This window comes from Alteromonas sp. G5_S2_22_S1, assembly GCF_054968525.1.
In genome coordinates, this window is the sequence record NZ_JBQKUJ010000080.1 from 1 (window position 1) to 244 (window position 244).

At 45.1% G+C, this 244-nt stretch carries 1 tRNA gene; it reads right to left on the reverse strand.

Features of this window, described 5'->3' with window-relative positions:
* Positions 1-161 precede the first annotated feature (161 nt).
* A tRNA-Ile gene (locus tag ACTRWF_RS19760) sits at positions 162-238 on the reverse strand.
* Positions 239-244 lie beyond the last annotated feature (6 nt).

The following is a 244-nucleotide window of genomic DNA, read 5'->3' on the forward strand; positions in this document are numbered from 1 at the left end:
GCGCAAGGAGGACCTACATTACTCTTTAAAGTATCGTAAATGCTCCCTCAGGGTAAAAAACCCTAATCAATGCTTACTGAAACAGTAAATATTCATTAGGATTTCGGGTCCAACGTGACACGTTTCCACCTTTGTTACCTTCCTTTCTTAAAGCAAGGAAATGGTAGGCTTGGGCAGACTTGAACTGCCGACCTCACCCTTATCAGGGGTGCGCTCTAACCAGCTGAGCTACAAGCCTTCAGTA